The 15,977-nt window shown below is 68.3% G+C and carries 20 protein-coding genes; 10 read left to right on the top strand and 10 right to left on the bottom strand.

Features of this window, described 5'->3' with window-relative positions:
• Positions 1-8 precede the first annotated feature (8 nt).
• Positions 9-353 (top strand): cupin domain-containing protein, encoded by a 345-nt coding sequence (locus AC0662_RS23315; protein ID WP_452196213.1) that lies wholly within the window; start codon positions 9-11, stop codon positions 351-353.
• Here the strand turns inward: AC0662_RS23315 and AC0662_RS23310 are convergent.
• Both AC0662_RS23310 and AC0662_RS23305 read right to left on the bottom strand, forming a co-directional pair.
• Positions 350-934: a YdeI/OmpD-associated family protein gene (locus AC0662_RS23310; protein ID WP_452196214.1), complete on the bottom strand. Its 585-nt coding sequence runs from the start codon at positions 932-934 to the stop codon at positions 350-352. The genes AC0662_RS23315 and AC0662_RS23310 overlap by 4 nt on opposite strands.
• On the bottom strand, positions 931-1,896 hold the full coding sequence (locus tag AC0662_RS23305; protein ID WP_478303154.1) for a helix-turn-helix transcriptional regulator: 966 nt from the start codon (positions 1,894-1,896) through the stop codon (positions 931-933). Before AC0662_RS23305 ends, AC0662_RS23310 begins: the two co-directional genes overlap by 4 nt.
• 85 nt (positions 1,897-1,981) lie before the next feature.
• Here AC0662_RS23305 and AC0662_RS23300 point away from each other — a divergent pair, with 85 nt between their 5' ends.
• From AC0662_RS23300 to AC0662_RS23290, 3 genes are all read left to right on the top strand, one after another.
• Positions 1,982-2,950 carry an ATP-binding cassette domain-containing protein gene (locus tag AC0662_RS23300; RefSeq protein WP_478303152.1) on the top strand — a complete coding sequence of 323 codons (969 nt, stop codon included), beginning with the start codon at positions 1,982-1,984 and terminating at the stop codon, positions 2,948-2,950.
• Between the two features lies 1 nt (position 2,951).
• Positions 2,952-3,764, top strand: coding sequence for an ABC transporter permease (locus tag AC0662_RS23295; protein WP_478303150.1), 813 nt, complete (start codon positions 2,952-2,954; stop codon positions 3,762-3,764).
• A 93-nt stretch (positions 3,765-3,857) separates the two neighbouring features.
• Positions 3,858-5,030 (top strand): hypothetical protein, encoded by a 1,173-nt coding sequence (locus tag AC0662_RS23290; protein WP_478303148.1) that lies wholly within the window; start codon positions 3,858-3,860, stop codon positions 5,028-5,030.
• A gap of 119 nt (positions 5,031-5,149) precedes the next feature.
• Here the strand turns inward: AC0662_RS23290 and AC0662_RS23285 are convergent, their stop codons facing one another.
• A complete protein-coding gene (locus tag AC0662_RS23285; protein WP_478303146.1) occupies positions 5,150-5,983 on the bottom strand; it encodes an NAD(P)H-binding protein in 834 nt (277 codons plus the stop codon).
• A gap of 91 nt (positions 5,984-6,074) precedes the next feature.
• On the opposite strand from AC0662_RS23285, the gene AC0662_RS23280 reads away from it, so the two are divergent.
• Both AC0662_RS23280 and AC0662_RS23275 read left to right on the top strand, forming a co-directional pair.
• The gene (locus AC0662_RS23280; protein WP_478303144.1) at positions 6,075-7,007 is read left to right on the top strand and encodes an AraC family transcriptional regulator; all 933 of its coding nucleotides are present in this window, start codon (positions 6,075-6,077) and stop codon (positions 7,005-7,007) included.
• 39 nt (positions 7,008-7,046) lie between these two features.
• Positions 7,047-7,565 carry a putative immunity protein gene (locus AC0662_RS23275; RefSeq protein WP_452196221.1) on the top strand — a complete coding sequence of 173 codons (519 nt, stop codon included), beginning with the start codon at positions 7,047-7,049 and terminating at the stop codon, positions 7,563-7,565.
• Here AC0662_RS23275 and AC0662_RS23270 read toward each other — a convergent pair.
• Genes AC0662_RS23270 through AC0662_RS23260 form a run of 3 tightly spaced genes read right to left on the bottom strand, consistent with a single transcriptional unit; the run spans position 7,543 to position 9,234 of the window.
• Positions 7,543-8,232 carry a dienelactone hydrolase family protein gene (locus AC0662_RS23270; protein WP_478303141.1) on the bottom strand — a complete coding sequence of 230 codons (690 nt, stop codon included), beginning with the start codon at positions 8,230-8,232 and terminating at the stop codon, positions 7,543-7,545. The genes AC0662_RS23275 and AC0662_RS23270 overlap by 23 nt on opposite strands.
• A 15-nt stretch (positions 8,233-8,247) precedes the next feature.
• Positions 8,248-8,631: a pyridoxamine 5'-phosphate oxidase family protein gene (locus AC0662_RS23265; protein WP_452196223.1), complete on the bottom strand. Its 384-nt coding sequence runs from the start codon at positions 8,629-8,631 to the stop codon at positions 8,248-8,250.
• Positions 8,632-8,643: 12 nt separating this feature from the next.
• The gene (locus AC0662_RS23260) at positions 8,644-9,234 is read right to left on the bottom strand and encodes a dihydrofolate reductase family protein (RefSeq protein WP_478303139.1); all 591 of its coding nucleotides are present in this window, start codon (positions 9,232-9,234) and stop codon (positions 8,644-8,646) included.
• Positions 9,235-9,319: 85 nt separating this feature from the next.
• Here AC0662_RS23260 and AC0662_RS23255 point away from each other — a divergent pair, with 85 nt between their 5' ends.
• The gene (locus tag AC0662_RS23255) at positions 9,320-9,772 is read left to right on the top strand and encodes a winged helix-turn-helix transcriptional regulator (protein ID WP_452196225.1); all 453 of its coding nucleotides are present in this window, start codon (positions 9,320-9,322) and stop codon (positions 9,770-9,772) included.
• 138 nt (positions 9,773-9,910) lie between these two features.
• Here the strand turns inward: AC0662_RS23255 and AC0662_RS23250 are convergent, their stop codons facing one another.
• Together AC0662_RS23250 and AC0662_RS23245 are read right to left on the bottom strand one after the other, a co-directional pair.
• Entirely contained in the window at positions 9,911-10,738 is an 828-nt protein-coding gene (locus tag AC0662_RS23250; protein ID WP_478303137.1) for a phosphotransferase enzyme family protein, read from the bottom strand.
• 12 nt (positions 10,739-10,750) lie between these two features.
• Positions 10,751-11,971, bottom strand: coding sequence for an MFS transporter (locus AC0662_RS23245; RefSeq protein WP_452196227.1), 1,221 nt, complete (start codon positions 11,969-11,971; stop codon positions 10,751-10,753).
• An 81-nt stretch (positions 11,972-12,052) separates the two neighbouring features.
• Here AC0662_RS23245 and AC0662_RS23240 point away from each other — a divergent pair, with 81 nt between their 5' ends.
• A complete protein-coding gene (locus tag AC0662_RS23240; protein WP_452196228.1) occupies positions 12,053-12,955 on the top strand; it encodes a LysR family transcriptional regulator in 903 nt (300 codons plus the stop codon).
• On the opposite strand, the gene AC0662_RS23235 is transcribed toward AC0662_RS23240, so the two are convergent.
• Both AC0662_RS23235 and AC0662_RS23230 read right to left on the bottom strand, forming a co-directional pair.
• Positions 12,952-13,779, bottom strand: coding sequence for an SRPBCC family protein (locus AC0662_RS23235; RefSeq protein ID WP_478303135.1), 828 nt, complete (start codon positions 13,777-13,779; stop codon positions 12,952-12,954). The genes AC0662_RS23240 and AC0662_RS23235 overlap by 4 nt on opposite strands.
• Entirely contained in the window at positions 13,772-14,335 is a 564-nt protein-coding gene (locus AC0662_RS23230) for an ArsR/SmtB family transcription factor (protein ID WP_452196230.1), read from the bottom strand. The genes AC0662_RS23235 and AC0662_RS23230 overlap by 8 nt, the downstream gene beginning before the upstream one ends.
• A gap of 107 nt (positions 14,336-14,442) precedes the next feature.
• Here AC0662_RS23230 and AC0662_RS23225 point away from each other — a divergent pair, with 107 nt between their 5' ends.
• Both AC0662_RS23225 and AC0662_RS23220 read left to right on the top strand, forming a co-directional pair.
• Positions 14,443-15,519, top strand: a complete 1,077-nt coding sequence (locus AC0662_RS23225) for an ABC transporter ATP-binding protein (RefSeq protein WP_452196231.1) — start codon at positions 14,443-14,445, stop codon at positions 15,517-15,519.
• A 4-nt stretch (positions 15,520-15,523) separates the two neighbouring features.
• Positions 15,524-15,958 (top strand): protein-tyrosine phosphatase family protein, encoded by a 435-nt coding sequence (locus AC0662_RS23220; RefSeq protein WP_478303132.1) that lies wholly within the window; start codon positions 15,524-15,526, stop codon positions 15,956-15,958.
• Positions 15,959-15,977: the final 19 nt, after the last annotated feature.

Below are 15,977 nucleotides of genomic sequence, written 5' to 3'. Positions count from 1 at the left end.
TGTACGCCATGAACACACCAGAGTCCCCGATCAGCCGCGTCATCGTGCTCGACCAGCACCTGCCGGAGCCGCTCCCGGTGCAGCGCGTCGAGGCACGCCGGATCACCATCGCCCCGAACACCGCCCTCGGTGCGCACGTCCACAACGGCCCCGTGTTCGGCAACATCGTGTCCGGCTCGGCTCTCTACCAACAGGACGCCGACGACGAGCCGCAGGTCCTGCACCCCGGCGACGTGTTCTACGAGCCCGCGATCGACCGCATCTCCCGCTTCGACACCGAGGACGAGGGCGTCACGTTCCTCGCCTACTTCCCACTCACCGCAGGGCAGGAAGCGACCCTCGACCTGCTCTAGAGCGTCCGCTTCTGCGGGTAGATCGTCTCGCCGCGGCCCAGTTGGTCGACGTACTGGGCGATGCGCCGGGCGCGGGTCTCGGGTTTCTTCGCGTCGTTCACCCGGAACACGACGGCGAACCGGTTGGCGCTGGTCAGGATCTCGAACATCGCCTGAGCCTTCGGGTTCGCGGCCAGCGCCGCCGCGAGATCGTCCGGGACCTCCAGCGCGCGAGACCCGCCGTACGCCTTGTCCCAGCGTCCGTCGGCCTTCGCCCGTTCGACCTCGGCCCGGCCGGCGGGACGCATCCGGCCTTCGCGTTCCATCCGCGCGATCAGGTCGACGTTCCGCTGCGACCACATGCTCCGGACCCGCCGCGGGGTGTACCGCTGGATGAACGTCGTCTCGTCCCGGCTGCGCCGCTGCCCGTCGATCCACCCGTGACACAACGCCTCTTCGAGCGCCTCGTCGTACGTGAGGCTCGTCGGAGTCGTCACGTTCTTCTTCGCGAGCACCAGCCAGATACCGTCCGACGCGCGATGATTCGAGCCGAGCCACTCCCGCCACGCCTCGGCATCCACGACAACGAGCTCGGTGTTCACAGCGCGGCCTCCTGATAACGGGCGGCCAGTTGCGCCGCGGCATCCTTCAACTCCTGCGGTCCGACGAACTCCAGATCGCACTCGAACATCCCGAACGTCGCCGCCAGCCCGGTCCACGACCACGCGGTCAGCACCAGCCGGCAACTCGTCGGCGTCACCTCCTCGACGATCGCGCCACGACCGGCGTACTGCGCGATGACCGACGCCGGCGACTGCAGGATCGCCTCGCCCCGGAACGTGTTCTGGTCCTGCCCGCTGAACTTGCCCGAGATGTACGTCGTGATGTCCGGCGCCGGCAACTCGCGCGGGATGAACCGTGGTCCGGTCGGGATCTTCGGTGTCATCCGGTCCACCCGGAACGTCCGCCAGTCCTTCCGATCCAGATCCCAGCCGACGAGATACCAGCGCCCACCCCACGTGACCAGGTGATGCGGCTCCACCTTCCGCGGCGGCACCCACTCGTCGTCTCGCGCGCCTGGTGACGCGTAGTCGAAACGCAGTACCTCCTGGGCCCGGACCGCCATCCCGACCGCGATCAGCTGCTCGGAGTCCACCGTCGTACGCCGGTTCGCGTACCGGTCGACCGTGGTCACCTGCAGCGCATCGACGCGCTGCCGCAATCGCGCCGGCATCACTTGGCGAACCGTGGCTAGCGCTCGCAGCGCGCCTTCCTCGATCCCGGTCACCGTGGTCGTCGCGGTCTGCAGCGCGACCGCGACGGCGATCGCCTGGTCGTCGTCGAACAGCAGCGGCGGCAGGTCGGCGCCAGCGTCCAGCCGGTAGCCACCGTCGGGTCCCTTGGTGGCACGCACCGGGTAGCCGAGGTCGCGCAACCGGTCCACGTCGCGACGAACCGTCCGCGGGCTCACCTCGAGCCGGTCGGCAAGCAGGGCACCCGGCCAGTCGCGCCGGGCCTGCAGCAGCGACAGCAGCGCGAGCAGTCGAGCAGAGGTTTCGGACATGACTTCAGATTGCCACGGGTAGCGGTCAGAACCTGGCCGCTACCACTGGAAATGTCGGACCCAGAGACCGACCGAAGGAGACATCGTGATCAGCACCCGAGCACTCACCAAGGACTTCGTGGTGAGCCGTACCGAGACCGTGCACGCCGTCCGCGGCATCAGCCTCGACGTCGAACCCGGAGAACTGGTCGCTGTCCTCGGCCCGAACGGCGCCGGCAAGACCACCACGCTGCGGATGCTCACGACTCTGCTCGCCCCGACCTCGGGCACCGCGACGGTCGCCGGGTACGACGTGACCGCCCACCCCAGCCAGGTCCGCCGCCGGATCGGGTACGTCGGCCAGGGGAACGGCGCGGGTCACCACCAGCGGGTCGCCGACGAACTGGTCGGCCAGGGCGTCATCTACGGACTCGACCGGCGGGCCGCGAAGCTCCGCGCCGGCGAACTGCTCGAGGCGCTCGAACTGAAGGACCTGGCGCAACGCAAGGTGTCGGATCTGTCCGGCGGTCAGCGCCGCCGACTCGACGTCGCGATGGGTCTCGTGCACGCGCCGTCGCTGCTGTTCCTGGACGAGCCGTCGACCGGCCTCGACCCGCAGAACCGGGCGAACCTGTGGGACCACATCCTGCGAATGCGCGAGCAGTACTCGATGACGATCGTGCTCACCACGCACTACCTCGACGAGGCCGACTCGATGGCCGAGCGGGTCGTCGTGGTGGACCACGGCGAGGTGATCGCAGACGACACCGCGAACGCCCTGAAGGCGAAGCTGGCCGGCGACCGGATCGCGCTCAGTGTTGGCCCGACCAACATCAGCCGAATGAAGCAGCTCGCCGAGCGGTTGCCCGGCGCCCGCGAAGTGGTTGCCGTTGGCGACGAAATCAGCGTTCGAGTCGCGGACGGTCCGGCGACGCTCCCCGAGCTGATCGCCGCCGCGCAGCGCAGCGACGTACCGATCGCGGCCGCTCAGGTGCATCGGCCGACGCTCGACGACGTGTTCCTCAACCTCACCGGCCGCAGCCTGCGTGAGGACAACCACGGAAAGGCCGCTTGAGATGACCACCCTGACCCTCGAACCCAGCCCCGCCCTGACCACCACTCAGCCGTCCCGCAACCTGCTCCGGGACATCCGGATCGTGATGACCCGCGAACTGAAGCCCGTGCTGCGTGATCCGTTCAGCCTGCTGTTCGGGATGATCCAGCCGCTCGTCTTCCTCGCGCTCTTCGGCCCGCTGCTGTCCGGGTCGATGGGCGGCACGTTCGGCGCCGGCGTCTGGCAGTGGTTCGTGCCGTCGATCCTGGTGATGACCACCCTGTTCGGTACGTCGACCACCGGCGCCAACCTGCTGTTCGAGTTCCAGACCGGCGCTCACGAACGGATGCTGGTCACGCCGCTGTCCCGCTCCTCACTCCTGATCGGGCGTGCACTGAAGGAGATGGTGCCGCTGTTCGGGCAGGCGGTGATCGTGATCGCGGTGATGACGCCGTTCGCGTTCGAGCTGCACGTCGGTGGCGCGCTGATCGGGCTGGCGCTGCTCGCGGTGTTCGGCGTCGGCCTCGGCTCGTTCAGCTACGCGCTGGCGATCGCGGTCCGCAAGCAGGACTGGATGTTCTGGGTGGTGCAGCAGACGTTCCTGTTCCCGCTGATGATCCTGTCCGGGATGCTGCTGCCGCTCGAGACCGGCCCGGAGTGGATGCGGATCGCGTCGAAGTTCAACCCGCTGTCGTACGTCGTCGACGCCGAGCGGACCCTGTTCTCGGGCGACGTGGTCTCGACCGCGGTGCTCTGGGGCTGGATCGCGGCGATCGTCACCGCGGCGCTCGGGCTGACCGTCGGCATCCGCGCGATGCTCCGCTCGGCCGGGTGACCCAATTGGGTCAGGGGCCCCGCTGCGCCGTACTCATGGAGGAATTTCACCTACGGTAGCGCTCAGATCACCCACCGCCCCGAAGGAGATCTGATGAGGCCCCGCCCCGCCTTGTTGGCCGTACTGACGTCTGTCGCCGCCGCCGCGCTCGCTGCCTCGAGCGCGGTGGCGGCGCCGGCTCCGCCCACCGACAGCGCATCCACCGGCAGCGCACCCACCGTGGTGGCTGCGACCGATACCGACGGCGACTCGCTGCCCGACGCCTGGGAGACCAACGGGTACGACGCCAACGGTGACGGCGTCGTCGACGTGGACCTGCCCGCGATGGGCGCGAACCCGAAGAAGAAGGACCTGTTCGTCGAGATGGACTACATGTCCGGACGGCTCGCGACCACCGCGGCCCTCGACCGGATCGTCCAGGTGTTCGCGACCGCACCGGTCAGCAATCCCGACGGCAGCACCGGCATCAAGATCCACCTCGACGCGGGCGCCGCGCGCGGTGCGACGTACAACCTCGGTGGTGGCAACGAGGTCACGTACGACGCGGACCTGAACCCGTCGGCGACCCAGACCAATGCGATCAAGGCGGCCAACTTCGCGGCGGCCCGCAAGGCGGTCTTCCACTACATGATCTGGGGTGACAGCTACGACGGCGGCTGCAGCAGCGGGCAGGCGTTCAACATCCCCAACGACACGTTCATCGTGACGGTCGGACCGAAGTGCAACTGGAACGCCACCGACGACACGAACGTCGGCACGTTCGTCCACGAACTCGGACACAACATCGGCCTGAAGCACGGCGGGACCGACAACCTGAACTACAAGCCGAACTACCTGAGCGTCATGAACTACTCGTTCCAGCTCGGCGGCGTACTCAAGGCCGACGGCACCAAGTACTGGGGCTACTCGAACAGCCAGCCGACCTCGATCAACGAGGCCCGGCCGGACGAGAGGGTCGGCCTCGGCAGCCTGGGCGCCGGGTACAAGACGAGCTGGAAGTGCCCGAACGGCACCACGCGGACGACGGCCGGCGCCGCGAACCAGCCGATCGACTGGAACTGCGACGGCGACACCACCGACACCACCACGGCCGCGGACATCAACGGCGACAAGACCACGTCGATCCTGATCGCGCAGAACAACTGGGCGAACATCGTCTTCGGCGGCGGCGCCGTCGGCGGCGGTACGACGCCCCTCGCCAAGACGCCGGCGTCGGAACTGCAGGAGCTCACCCACGACGAGTGGACGGCGATGCAGCACCGCTGATCGCTGAGGTTGCCTTCGGGGAGGCGGACCGCCAGCACTCATCAATCGCACTTTCGGCGCGGCCGTCAGCGTGAACACGCGCTCTAGGTGTCAGTTGTTGAGTGCTGGCGGTCCGCCTTTCACTCGTTCCACACTCCGGTCGTCGCCGTCTCGCGCGCCCAGTCGCTGAAGTCGCGGGCCGGGCGGCCGAGCACCTTCTCCACGCCGTCCGAGACGTACTCCGAGCGGTGGTTGCGGATCACCGCGAACAGGTCGCGTACCGCGTCGGCGTCCTCCGGCGTCAGGCCCTGCTCGATCAGTTCCGCGACATGCGCTTCCGGGTCGAGGTCGACGTAGGAGATCGGGCGGCCGGTGACCTTGGTGAGTTCGTCGGCGATCTCGGTCATCGTGAGCGTGCGCGGGCCGGAGATCTCGAGGGTCTGACCGGCGTACGACTCGTCGAGCAGCGCCGCGGTCATCACGTCGCCGACGTCGTTCGTGTCGATCCACGCCTCGGCGCCGGTGCCCGCGGACAGGCGGATCTCACCGGCCAGCACGTGGTACCGCAGGAAGTCCTCGCTGAACCCCTGCGCGAACCAGGCCGGCTGCACGATCGTCCAGTCGAGACTGCTCGCCCGAACCACGCTCTCGAGTTCGAGCGAACCGTCGTACACGGCGAAGTCGCGGCCCGGACTGCCAACGCCGCGCCCGGACAACAACACGAGGCGCCGCAGCCCCTTCGCCTGCTGGACGAACTTGCCGGCCTGCGCGAGCCCGGTCGGACCGACCGGAGGCGCGAGGTACGCCGTCTCCGCGCCGCGGACCGTGTCCGCCCAGGTGCTCTCGTCGTACCAGTCGAACCGCTGCTCGCTGGACCGGGACGCGAGCCGGTACGGGACGCCCCGCGCGTCGAGCTGCGCCGCGACGCGACGGCCGGTCTTGCCCTTGCCACTGAGGATCAGAATCTCTGTCATGGCTCCAGTCCACCGGTTCACGGTGAGACAAACCATGGTCGTACGCCGCAATTCGATGTCCGGAACGCTCAACCTGACGTAGGGTCGGCGCATGGACGTTCTCGACGAACTGCTGGCCGGGACCCGCGCCCAGGACGGCGTGTTCAACCTGACGATCCTCGATCCGCCGTGGGCGCTCGAGATCCGCGACGAGGCGCCGCTAGCGCTCGCGACCCTGGTCCGCGGCGCGGGCTGGGTGACTCGCGACGGGATCACCCCGCAGCGGATGGAGGCCGGCGACGTCGCGATCTTCACCGGCACCGAGCCGTACGTCGTGGGTGACACCGCGCAGACCGCACCACAGTTGCGGATCCACCCCGGGGGGATCTGCGAACCGTTGCCCGGGGCACCGGTCGACTACTCGGCCCGGCTCGGCGTCCGCACCTACGGCAGCCGCAAGACCGGCGAAGTGATGGTTGCCAGCGGCACCTATCAGGTCGCGGGCGACGTCAGCCGCCGGCTCGTGACGGCGCTACCGCCAGTGCTCGTCGTACCGGCGGCCGAGGTGGCCGGATCGGTGATGGAGATGATCACCAGCGAGATCCAGCGGGACGCACCTGGACAGCAGAGCGTGCTGGACCGGTGGCTCGACCTGGCGCTGATCACCACGTTGCGCGCCTGGTTCGCGCGGCCGGAGTCGCACGCGCCGGGGTGGTACCAGGCGCAGACGGATCCGGTCGCGGGGTCGGCGCTGCGGTTGCTGCACGAGGATCCGTCGTACCCGTGGAATGTCACCGAACTCGCGGATCGGGTCGGGGTGTCGCGGGCCTCGCTGGCCCGGCGGTTCACGGCGGTCGTCGGCGAGGCGCCGATGAGCTACCTCACCGGCTGGCGGATCACGCTCGCCGCCGATCAGCTGCGGTCGACCCGGGACACGGTCGAGACGATCGCCCGGCGGGTCGGGTACGCGAACGCTTTCGCGTTGAGCGTTGCGTTCAAGCGAGTCCGCGGTGTCACACCTACCGACCATCGCCGGGCGGCGTGAAAGCTTCAACAACGAGGTTCAACGATACGATTGAGGCTCATGGAGATCGCTCTGAGTCTCGACGAACTGCGGGTGCTGGGCTTGTGGACAGCGGACTGCGCGGAACAGGTGCTGCCGTTGTTCGAGGCGGTAGCTCCGGACGACCGGCGGCCGCGGGACGCGATCGAGGCGGTCCGCGAGTTCGGTGCCGGAGGCAAGCGCACGAAGGCGATCCGGACGGCCGCCTGGGCGGCGTTGAAGGCGGCCGGCGAGGTGGAGGATCCGGCAGCTGACGCGGCGGCCCGTTCCGCATTGGGCGCGGCCGGATCGGCGTACCTGCATCCGTTGGCGACACCAACGCAGGTGAAGCATGTGGTGGCGTCGGCGCAGTACGCCGCCTACGCACGCGAGCTGGCCGGCGGTGATCCGGACACGATGATCCGGTGGGCCGTCGAGCGCGTGCCGCCGACGGTCCGCGACCTCCTGCAGCGTTACCCGGAAGGCACGCCCGGCCGCAGCCGGCTCGGCGACCTGCACCGAGAAATCGAAGCTGAGCTCAGGCGACCGTCGACTTCATGAACGCGAGCGCCTGCGGCCACGCCAGCCGAAACGCGTCCGCATTCACGTCCTTGTCGTGCCGGGACTTGTCCGAGAACCCGTGGTCCGCCCCTGGGAAGTACTGCGTGAACGTCGCCCCGGCCGTCCGCGCCTGCAACACCGTCTGCAAGGTCTCGAAGTCCGCATTCGGTACGGCGGCATCCGCGCTCGGGTAGCTCACCAGCACCGGCGCCGTGATCCCGGCCGCCTCGGCGATCGCGTCGTACGTGTGATGCGGCGGCCGCTGCGACGGCACGGTCGGGTGGAACGCGACGACGTTCGACACGCGGTGATCACGCGCCCCGAGCAGGAACGCGAACCGGCCGCCGAGGCACCATCCGACCACCCCGACCTTGGTGCACCCGAGCTCACTGGTCAGGTAGTCGAGCAACTCCTGCTGCTCGGCCAGCGCGGCGTCGTCGTCCATCTCCCGAAGGAGTCCGCTGAGCTCTTCCCGGGTCGTGTTGTCCGTACTGCGCCCCTTGAACGGATCCCACACGAGTGCGGTGATCCCCTCGCCGGCGAGTTCGTCGGCCCACTCCCGGATCTGCTCGCCGATCCCGGTGATCATCGGCAGCAACAGCATCCCGGCATGCCCCACCCGCGCGAGATAAGCGTCCTGCTCCCCAACCGTCACAGTCACACCCATGCGGGCATCTTATGGTCAGCTGATTCCGACGGTCTGGTGGTCCACCTCGATGACGCCGACGACGCGGTCCAGGTCGCGGGTGTAGGGCTGGCCGAGGTACTTCATCGCGATCTGGTCGACGAGCTCCCAGCCCTTGTCGCCGTTGATCCACTCGACCACACGGCCGCGCAGGATGACCGGCTCGAACGGGTTATCCACCGGCGCGATGGACAGCGCGACCCGCGGATCACGCTGCAGGTTGCGGGCCTTCTGCGAGGTCGGTCCGGTCAGGAAGATGATTTTGTCGTCCAGCGTGGCGACCCAGAGCGGGATCGAGTGCGGCGAACCATCCGGCAGCACGGTGGCCAGGTGCGCGATGGAGTTGCTCTCAACAGCGTTGCGTACGGCGGTCTTCAACATGATCTTGCTCCTTCAGCGGACGATCTCGTAGTGGAGGTGGGTCACGCCGGGCGCGGGCACGGCTTCGATCAGGTTCAGGCGAACGTGATCGGGCAGCTCCTGGAAGAACGGCCGGCCACCGCCGAGCAGCACCGGCACCTGGTGCAGGATCAACTCGTCGACGAGCCCGGCCTGCAGCGCAGACGTCACGACTCCGCCTCCCATCAGCGCGACGTCCTTCCCGTCGGCCAGTTCCCGCGCGGCCGCGATCGCATCCTCGATCGTGTGCGCAAGCGTCTGCTGCTCGCTGATCTCCGCGACCGGGCCGTGGCTCAGCACGACCGGCTTCGCCTTCGCATGCGGGCTACCGCCGCCGAAGTGACCCGAGTCGTCGTACGTCTTGTGGCCGATCACGATCGCTCCCGCCCGGCTCGCCGCGGCGTCGAACACCCGCGCGCTCGGCTCGCTGAGCTTGAACGCCTCCAGCGCCCGGCTCGGGGTGTCACCGTCGAAGTACCAGTCGAACAGCATCGGCGCGTCGCCCAGCCCGCGGTCCGGGCCGGAGCCGCGGCCGCTGATGTACCCGTCGACCGAGACTGCCAGAGCGCTGAAGACCTTGCTCATCGTTCCACCTTCCGGTTGGAGTTCCTTGAGGGAACGCTAACACATCGGAGTTCCCTGAGGGAACCCCAATTGCTATGCTGGTTCCATGCAGCGCACAGACTTCAGTGAGATGGCGTGCTCGATCGCCCGCACGCTCGACGTGATCGGCGAGCCGTGGTCGCCCCTCGTCCTGCGCGACATCTGGGTCGGGCTGTCCCGGTTCGAGCAGATCCAGGCGGATCTCGGGATCTCCCGCAAGGTCCTCACCGAGCGGCTGAACCATCTCGTCGACCGCGGCGTGGTGGAGCGCCGGCCGTACGACCATCGCCCGCGGTACGAGTACGTGCTGACCGACAAGGGCCGCGAGCTGACCGACGTACTGATGGTGATGGTTGCCTGGGGCGACAAATGGCTAGCCGGCCCCGCAGGCCCACCGGTCCTCTACCGCCACCACGCCTGCGGCAAGATCAGCCACGTAGAGCTGACTTGCGCGAACTGCGGCAAACCAATGCACTCCGAAGACATAGAAATCCTCCCCGGCCCCGGCGCCGCCGCCTAACCTGTGCGGCGCCGGCTGTAGGAATCGGCAGCTCGACAGGAGGTCTCCGCTCCTTAGGCCAAGGCCCAGGCGCGAACCGCCGGCGAATGGGCCGCAGTGGACGTATACGTACTGTCGAGCTGCCGGACCCGGGAAGAACTAGGTGCGGCAGTAGCGCTGGAAGACGGTGAGGTTGGTGTCGAGTCGGCGGATGCGGCCGAACCCCCAGGTGTCCACGCCCGGCCGATCGACGTCGTTCAGCACGCGTGCGGCCATGTCTCGGAGGCCGCGGGCGAGTAGTGCGAACTCGATGTGGTCGAGCGCCAGATCGTCGGCGCCGTACTCGTCGAGGAACTTCTCGAGCTGGTCGCCTTCGGCCGCGACCCATACGTCGTACTCCCGCGGCCCGATCACCGCGTTCTCCCAGTCGAGGATCGCCGCGACCTCACCGTGCTCGTCGAGCAGCAGGTTCAGCCCGTGGAAGTCCGTGTGACACAAGACCTTCCGCACCGGCCCGAGTCGCTCCCGGACGCCGTCCAGCCGCGCGATCGCCGCGGCAACCTCACCCGCCCGGTCCGCGATCCATGGATGCCGCAGGTTTCGCCCCAACACCTCGATCCACGGCTCACTTGTGTCCGCCTCCGGCAGCTCGAGGGTGAGCGGTACGTCGTGCACCTGCCGCAACGCCCGCGCCGCGACGCACCAGTCGGCCCATGTCGCCGTCCGTCCATCCACGTACGGGAAGACGGCGTATGCGCGGGCGCCGGTCGTCGCCGAAAGCTCGCCGCGCAGAGTCCGCACCGGCTCGATCACCGGCAGCCCGAGCGCTCGCAACTCCGCGAGCTGCTCCAGCCCGACCGGCCGCTCGCCCGCCTTCCAGCGCTTCACGAACCAGCGCCCGTCCGCCACCCACCCGTCTGTGGCGAACCCACCCGGGTGTGGTTTCAACTCGGCGACGGTCAGGCCGTAGTCCCGCTGCAGGTCCACAGCCGCATCACATCACTTGTGGGCGGCGAGCATTCGGAGTACGGCGGCGTTTACGAGGATCAGGATGAGGATGGAGAAAATCAGTAGGGCGACCTCGGCTGGGAGGAGGGCGATGCCTAGGCCGATGAGGAGGACGGGGATCACCAGGCCGGCGTACGCGATCAGGAACAGCGCGGCTAGGACCTCGCCGCGGGACGACGGGTCGGCGAGTGAGGCGGCCGTCGCGACTGCGCCGCGGAAGACCAGACCCACCCCGACTCCGGCGACGACGCCGCCGATGACGAACAGGTACAGGTTGGGGATCAGACCGCCCGCGGCGACTCCGACCAGGCCGACGGACATCGCGACGAGACCGAGCCGGAGCTGAGCCGGTCGGGCCAGGCGAACGAAGACTGCCTGACTGAGAGCGCCCGCGATGAAGACGGCGAACGTCACCCCACCTGCGAGGAGCCGCGAGGTGTGGTGCAGTACGCCGGCCAGGAACGTCGGCGCGAGCGACGTGAACAGCCCGAAGATCGCGAACGCGGCGAAGGCCCCGATCGCCGACGCGAAGAACAGCGGCCGCGCCGACGACGGCACCGCCACCCGCTGCGGCCGGTACGCCGGGCGCTCGTCCAACCGCTGCACGGTCTCCGGCACCAGCGCGATCCCGATCGCGCTGAGCACCATCAGCACGAGGAAGATCTCGTACGGGCGTTCCAGCGGCGCACCGACGTACTCGGCCAGCAGACCGCCGATCAGCGGACCGAACGCCAGCCCACCGAGGTTCACCATGCTCGAGATCAGCGCCGAGCGACTCGGGTCCTCGCCGGGCCGCGCGACCTGCCGCAGCTCGGACATGTGCGCCGTGGCGGTCGGGGTCAGCACACCGACCCCGATGCCGCAGACGAACCGCGCGACCAGCAGGCCCGGGACCGTCGACCAGGTCAGAAAGATGACCGCCGACAACACCTCCGCGAGCACCGCGACCAGTGCGACCGGCCGTCGGCCGAGCCAGTCACTGACATGCCCGGCCAGGTACAGCGACGCCATCACTCCGACCGCGTAGCTGGCGAAGATCACCGTGATCACGTACGTCGGGAACCCGTCCCGGTGCTGGTAGATCGCGTAGAGCGGAGTCGGGATCGTCGAGAAGGCCATCGTGATGAGGAAGGCCGCGGCGATCACCCAGAACCCCGGGGCAGCAGCGAGCCGGATCCGTTCACCGGCTCGCGACAACGTCATGGTGGACATGTTTCCAGCGTGCGGCCAGATCATCTATCGAGTCCAACGAAAGTTCTTGCAGGCTCTTATCGAGAACTCCGATAATTACCTGTGGACAGTCGCCAACTGGAGTACTTCGTCGCCGTCGCGGAGGAGCTGAGTTTCACCCGGGCGGCGCAACGCTTGTACACGGTCCAGTCGACGGTGTCGGCTGCCATCCGGGCGCTCGAAACCGATCTGAAGACGACGCTCTTCGACCGCTCGACCCGGCGGGTCGTGCTCTCGACTGCCGGCCAGGCACTGCTGCCCGAGGCGAAGGCCGCGCTCGAAGCCCTCGACCGAGCGCGCGCGGCGGTCGAGGAAGCCTCCACCGGGCTACGCGGCAGCATCCGGATCGGAACCCTCGCCCGGCTCAGCCTGGTCAGCATGGCCGACCTGCTCGGAGCGTTTCACCGCAAGTACCCGCTGGTCGAAGTACAGGTCGCCACCTCGGCGACCGGCTCGACCGGCCTCGCGGACGACGTACGCCACGGCCGGCTCGACGTCGCGCTGCTCGGTCTGCCGAAGCCCGAACTCAGCGGTCTCGACGTCCGCGAGATCGCGACTGTCCCGTTCGTCGCGTTGTTGCCGGCCGAGCACCGGCTGACGCGCAGGCCCGCCGTACGGCTGGAGGAGATCGCCGCCGAGCGGTTCGTGGACATGCCGACCGGGTTCGGGAACCGGAAGATGGTCGACCGCGCGTTCGAGGCGATCGGATCGCCGCGGCGGATCCAGGTCGAGGTACCGGAACTGACGACGATTCCGGATTACGTCCGGGTCGGGCTCGGCGTTGGCGTTGTACCCGATGTGCAGTTGCCCGACGAGCCCGGCGTCGCCAAGCTCCCGATCGAGAACGCCGAGCTGAGCTGGACGCTGTCGGTGGTGACCCTCGCGGGACGGCGACCGAGCAGAGCGGTGACGGCCCTGCTCGACCTGATCGGCGACTCGATCCGCCCGGAAGGCCCGTACTTCTAGGCCGCGTAGATGTCCCAGTCCGGCAGCTCGTGGTACCGGCGCAGGGCCGCAGCGCCGCTGAGCCAACCGATCCAGGCGCCGTACGGCGGGTTGTCCTCGTCGAACCCGCTGATCACGAAGGTCAGCCGGGTCTTGCCGCCCGAGTCCTCCAGCTCCCAGGTGCTGATCCCGCCGTCGCCCCAGTCCATCGACATCTTCCGGCCCTCGACCAGGTCGACGATCTCGACGCCCGGGTTCACGTCGAACCCGCCCATCGCGAACCGGCGCTTGGCCAGGTCGATGCCGACCGGATAGCCCATCCAGGCCGACGCCCGCTCCGAGTCGGTCATCGACGAGTACACGTCCGCGATCGGTGCGTCGATCAGCGCCTCGCCCTCGAAGACCGTCGAGGTGAAGTCCGGCCGGGTGGTCAGCTCGCGACCGGCCAGGTGGTCGACGAGGTTCGCCAGCGCCAGCGACCAGAAGCTCTGCAGTACGCCGCGGATGTTCGCGCCACTGATCGCGTCGGCGAAGTCGAAATGACTCTGATCGACCTTGATCACCGTGGCGGTGTCGCTCTCGGGGATCAGGGTGATCTCGGTCGTGGTCTCCTCGCCGCCGAGAGTCCACGCCAGCTTCAGCGTGTTCCCGTCGTACGCGAGCACTCGCTGGTGCGGGGCGTCGCCGTCGGGGATGTGGCGGCCCCAGAACTCGAAGGTTCCCGGCAGGTCGACGGTCGAGTACTCGCCGAGCCAGAGGTTCAGGGCCTTCGGGTCGGTGAGCGCCTGCCGGACCTCGTCGAGGCCGGCCTGGGCGCGCACTTGCACGATGAGCGGTTCAGTCATGGTCTTGGTCTCCCTTGGGGTAGCACGCGACGGCCAGCTTGAAGGCGTCACCTTCGGAACCGCCGTAGCGCGAGAACAGGTCCTGCAGCGTGCCGCGCAGGTCCTCGAAGAACTCCCGCCGCCGGTCCGGTGGAACCCGGATCTCACCGGACACCCCGATGGACGGCAGCTCCGGAGCTGACCGGTCCAACGCGGCGATGTCGGTCTGGACCTCTTCCATCAGGTCCAGGACGTAGCCGAGGCTGAGCTCGTCGCGGGCCCGGCGGAGACCGCCGATCCGGCCGACGAGCGTGGGTGACAGCCAGTACGAACGGGCCGTCGCCTGGTAGATGCCCTCGCGGATCCCGCGCACCTTGCGCTCGTCCACCAGGGTCACCAGTCCCGCCTCGACGAGGCGCTTGACGTGGTAGTAGACGCGCTGCGGGGTCTGGCCGAGCTGCTCGGCCACCTCGCCACAGGTGGCCGGCTCCGCGAGCCGCCGCAGCACCTCGATCCGTTGCGGCTTGAACAGGGCCTCGGCCTGCTCGAGCTGCTCCAGGTGCATCACGTCTCTCATCACACAAAAAAGTTTGTACGTAAAAATCCTCTTTGTCAATGTTCGTTCACGCGGGAATGTAAGTCGGCCGGGCCGCGTTCCAGCCAACAGGAGAAAGGAAGCGCGACATGGCAACTGTCTCGTTCAAGGGCGCCACGCGGACCTACCCGGGCACCGACCTTCCCGCGGTCGACCGGCTCGATCTGGACATCGAGGACGGCGAGTTCATGGTGCTCGTCGGCCCGTCCGGTTCCGGCAAGTCCACGGCACTGCGAATGCTGGCCGGACTCGAAGAAGTGAACGACGGCGCGATCTTCATCGGCGACCGGGACGTCACCAACGCCCCGCCGAAGGAACGCGATATCGCGATGGTGTTCCAGAACTATGCGCTGTACCCCCATATGTCGGTGGCCGACAACATGGGGTTCGCCCTGAAGATGCAGGGCATCCACAAGGACGAGCGGGCGCAGCGCGTGCAGGAGGCTGCAAAGCTGCTCGGTCTGGAGGAGTACCTCGACCGCAAGCCGAAGGCACTGTCCGGTGGGCAGCGGCAGCGGGTCGCGATGGGGCGCGCGATCGTGCGCAGCCCGAAGGTGTTCCTGATGGACGAGCCGCTGTCGAACCTCGACGCGAAACTGCGGGTCCAGACCCGCACCCAGATCGCCGAACTGCAGCACCGGCTCGGCGTCACCACCGTGTACGTCACCCACGACCAGGTCGAGGCCATGACCATGGGCGACCGCGTGGCCGTGCTGAAGGACGGCGTACTGCAGCAGGTGGACACGCCGCTGAACCTCTACGACAAGCCGCGGAACAAGTTCGTCGCGGGCTTCATCGGGTCGCCGGCGATGAACCTGATCACCGCGCAGATCACCGACGGCGGCGCGAAGATCGGCGACTACGTCGTCCCGATCGCCCGTGAGCTGCTGGCCAAGGCCGGCGACGACAAGACGCTGACGCTCGGCATCCGGCCGGAGGCGCTCCACCTCGCCGACGAAGGTCTGCCGGTGAAGGTCGCGGTGATCGAGGAGCTCGGCTCGGACGCGTTCCTGTACGGCAGCGCGGAGCACACCGAGAACCAGCAGATCATCGCCCGGATCGGCACCCGGCTGCACAACGACAAGGGCACGGTCGTCCACCTGGCACCGGACCCCGACAAACTGCACCTGTTCTCGACATCCACCGAGGAGCGCCTTGTAGCGTGAGCCCGTGGGTCACTGGGAGAAGGACGCACCAGGAGTGATGGAGCTGCCGTCGGGTCGGCTGGTCCGCGGACGTGGTCTGCGGCACGGCTCGGCGGCAGCGCCGTTTCCGACGTACGGCGTGTATCTGCTCGGCAAGGAACCGCCCGACGTCCCGTGGGAAACCCACTGGGTGAAGTGGCCCGACTTCCGGCTGCCGGCGGATCCGGCGTACGCGTTGACGATCTTCCGCGAGGCGCTGGAACACGCCGCGACCGGGCGGGTCGAGTTCGCCTGCGTGGGCGGCCGAGGCCGGACCGGCACCGCGCTCGCGTGTCTCGCCCTGCTCGACGGAGTACCTGCCGACCAGGCCGTCGACTACGTCCGGAAGCACTACGACAAGCGCGCGGTCGAGACGCCCTGGCAGCGGAAGTACGTGCTAAATCTGTTGACCCGGAGCTGAGAGATCACGTTGGCTCGGG

The sequence above is a fragment of the Kribbella sp. NPDC043289 genome (assembly GCF_056436705.1).
The sequence above is the reverse complement of the archived record's forward strand: the minus strand, read 5'-3'. Positions and strand labels throughout refer to the sequence as shown.

What these genes read in the sequence shown, in the direction of transcription:
- AC0662_RS23285 (WP_478303146.1), bottom strand. Translation starts at nt 5,983, where the DNA reads ATGACAGAGATTCTGATCCTCAGTGGCAAGGGCAAGACCGGCCGTCGC.
- AC0662_RS23295 (WP_478303150.1), top strand. Translation starts at nt 2,952, where the DNA reads ATGACCACCCTGACCCTCGAACCCAGCCCCGCCCTGACCACCACTCAG.
- AC0662_RS23235 (WP_478303135.1), bottom strand. Translation starts at nt 13,779, where the DNA reads ATGACTGAACCGCTCATCGTGCAAGTGCGCGCCCAGGCCGGCCTCGAC.
- AC0662_RS23255 (WP_452196225.1), top strand. Translation starts at nt 9,320, where the DNA reads ATGCAGCGCACAGACTTCAGTGAGATGGCGTGCTCGATCGCCCGCACG.
- AC0662_RS23260 (WP_478303139.1), bottom strand. Translation starts at nt 9,234, where the DNA reads ATGAGCAAGGTCTTCAGCGCTCTGGCAGTCTCGGTCGACGGGTACATC.
- AC0662_RS23275 (WP_452196221.1), top strand. Translation starts at nt 7,047, where the DNA reads ATGGAGATCGCTCTGAGTCTCGACGAACTGCGGGTGCTGGGCTTGTGG.
- AC0662_RS23270 (WP_478303141.1), bottom strand. Translation starts at nt 8,232, where the DNA reads ATGGGTGTGACTGTGACGGTTGGGGAGCAGGACGCTTATCTCGCGCGG.
- AC0662_RS23265 (WP_452196223.1), bottom strand. Translation starts at nt 8,631, where the DNA reads ATGTTGAAGACCGCCGTACGCAACGCTGTTGAGAGCAACTCCATCGCG.
- AC0662_RS23280 (WP_478303144.1), top strand. Translation starts at nt 6,075, where the DNA reads ATGGACGTTCTCGACGAACTGCTGGCCGGGACCCGCGCCCAGGACGGC.
- AC0662_RS23305 (WP_478303154.1), bottom strand. Translation starts at nt 1,896, where the DNA reads ATGTCCGAAACCTCTGCTCGACTGCTCGCGCTGCTGTCGCTGCTGCAG.
- AC0662_RS23245 (WP_452196227.1), bottom strand. Translation starts at nt 11,971, where the DNA reads ATGTCCACCATGACGTTGTCGCGAGCCGGTGAACGGATCCGGCTCGCT.
- AC0662_RS23290 (WP_478303148.1), top strand. Translation starts at nt 3,858, where the DNA reads ATGAGGCCCCGCCCCGCCTTGTTGGCCGTACTGACGTCTGTCGCCGCC.
- AC0662_RS23315 (WP_452196213.1), top strand. Translation starts at nt 9, where the DNA reads ATGAACACACCAGAGTCCCCGATCAGCCGCGTCATCGTGCTCGACCAG.
- AC0662_RS23225 (WP_452196231.1), top strand. Translation starts at nt 14,443, where the DNA reads ATGGCAACTGTCTCGTTCAAGGGCGCCACGCGGACCTACCCGGGCACC.
- AC0662_RS23230 (WP_452196230.1), bottom strand. Translation starts at nt 14,335, where the DNA reads ATGAGAGACGTGATGCACCTGGAGCAGCTCGAGCAGGCCGAGGCCCTG.